Origin of the sequence: Gemmiger formicilis, from assembly GCF_016901605.1 — a bacterium.
In the GTDB taxonomy this organism is placed as follows: domain Bacteria; phylum Bacillota; class Clostridia; order Oscillospirales; family Ruminococcaceae; genus Gemmiger; species Gemmiger formicilis_B.
In genome coordinates this window covers 1-2,003 of sequence record NZ_JACJKP010000287.1, presented here as the reverse complement: position 1 = coordinate 2,003, position 2,003 = coordinate 1, and the positions used below count along the sequence as shown (strand labels likewise).

General features: G+C 52.1%; 3 protein-coding genes. All 3 read left to right on the top strand.

All coding sequences use genetic code 11. The features are described from left to right. Positions 1-387: LPXTG cell wall anchor domain-containing protein (locus tag H6B10_RS14220; protein ID WP_204652200.1), on the top strand; the 387-nt coding region annotated here is incomplete at its 5' end. Continuing rightward, on the top strand, positions 384-1,112 hold the full coding sequence (locus H6B10_RS14215; protein WP_204652199.1) for a class B sortase: 729 nt from the start codon (positions 384-386) through the stop codon (positions 1,110-1,112). The genes H6B10_RS14220 and H6B10_RS14215, both read left to right, overlap by 4 nt. Positions 1,113-1,151: 39 nt before the next feature. Beyond that, on the top strand, positions 1,152-1,835 hold the full coding sequence (locus tag H6B10_RS14210; protein WP_204652198.1) for a DUF3846 domain-containing protein: 684 nt from the start codon (positions 1,152-1,154) through the stop codon (positions 1,833-1,835). Positions 1,836-2,003 lie beyond the last annotated feature (168 nt).

The window sequence follows — 2,003 nt, the reverse complement described above, 5'->3', positions numbered from 1 at the left end:
GCAGAAAGCATCCGCTTCAAGTTGGTGCAGCGCAAGGATGAAAACGGCGACCTGCTCAATGCGGCGGATGTCTATGTCTGCACCGGCAAAGACTGGCTGATCTTTGACCATTGGGAAAAGCTGGAGGACGGCATGGTCATTATGCGCGATGCCCCCAGCCCTGAGACTCCTCCCACACCGGATAATCCGACTCCTACTCCGGAACAGCCGGTCAGTACTCCTGCCCCCACACCGGCACCGTCTGTCCCTGTCCTTCCTCAGACCGGTGATATTCCGTGGCTTCCTGCAGTCCTGTTTGGAACAGGGGTGGCGGCAGCCATGGGCTTGGGACTGATTCGGAAGAAGAAACACACTGGAGAGCAAAACAGCCAGAGTAAAGAAAAATGATGCATCGCTTTGTAAAGGGGCTCCTGCTTGGAATCCTTTTCATCTGCAGCATAGGTTTGCTCTGGTTTCTGGTAATTCAGCCGTTTCTGACGCAGAAAGATGCAGAGGATCTGAAAGCCCAATACATTGTCACTGCGCCGCAGGCTGAATCTGCAGAGAGTGAACAGGATGGCGGGGAGAAGCACCAATTGGATTTTGCATCCTTGCGTTCTCGCTATCCGGATGTTCATGCATGGCTTACCATACCCGGAACCTGTGTGGACTATCCTGTAGTGCAAAGCAGTGCAGATGATCCTGAATATTACCTTCGGCGGAATTATGATGGACGGTGGAGACTGGCCGGAAGTCTGTTCTTCCAATATGACTGTACCCCCAAAAGCAAGAATGTCGTGATCTTCGGTCACAACATGAATGATGGGACCATGTTTGGTGTACTGGAAAAACTGACCGAGCAGAAGTTCCGTGAGCAGCATTCGACGATTTTCTTGGAAACGGAGGATGGAGTTCGGGAATACCGGATCGCATCGGTTTTGACAACCGACCTGTCGAGAATTCCTTTTAACCGGACAGTGTTTGCAGATGAACAGGATTACCTCGCTTTTGCCGGCACGATGCTGGAAGAAACAGGGTATGAACCGCAAGCAGCGAAACGCCTGCTGACGCTTGTGACTTGTGCCTACAACTGGGATGGAGCTCGGACAGTCGTTGTCGCTGTAGAGAAATGAATTGCCTGAACGGAGAAAGAATGTGATAGATGGTTGAAAGTGCTGATTGTTGAGCCGGGGCAGTATCCCCGGGAAGCGGAAATCGCAAAGAGTCTGAAAGCAGAACAGGCTGTGGTCGGGGGACTCATCGAATGTGTGTATCCCTGGCAGGACAACGCTTGCATTGTCTGCAATGACGAGGGCAAGCTGGAAGGGCTGCCCCTCAACCGGACGCTGGATGACTATGACGTGATCGCCGGGACCTTCTTTGTGGTTGGGCTCACTGAAGATGATTTCTGCAGTCTGACCAATGAGCAGGTGGAGCGGTACAAAGCCATGTTTTTCAAACCGCAGCTGTTTGTTCCGTATCGCGGCGGTCTGATGCAGGTGCCGTATACCAACCCTGATCTTCCGAATACCCCGGAATCCATCAAGCAGGATTTTGCAATCCGGCACAACCTGCCGGAATTGAGCTTCTGTGCGGTTGAAGGATTCGATCATGTGATGCTCGTCCAGTACGGGAAAGATGGATATTGGGAGATCGATGCTCCCCCGGAAGGCATCGATGCCAAGACGTATGCGGAAAGCCTCAACGCCGCCATGGGCGTTACCAAACAGCAGCAAACAGCCATGCTGTATGGTCTGACTGTTGGATGGGATAAGCTGGCGTACCGCTTTCCTGACATTGATGAACAAGGACGCATTACCCGGCCCCGAAAAAACCGGGATAACAAAGAGAGATAAGCCATGACCCAATATGTTTTTTACCAGGCGCGCAGCCCTCCCGGCTGTGCGCCTTTTTGTTGGCGCCGAATAGGCATGATAAAACCCCCAGTTCAACTGGGGGTGGATAAAAAATACTTTAGTGAAGAGAAAGAACCTCCTGTGCTAGAATAAAGCTGGTCTGGCAAC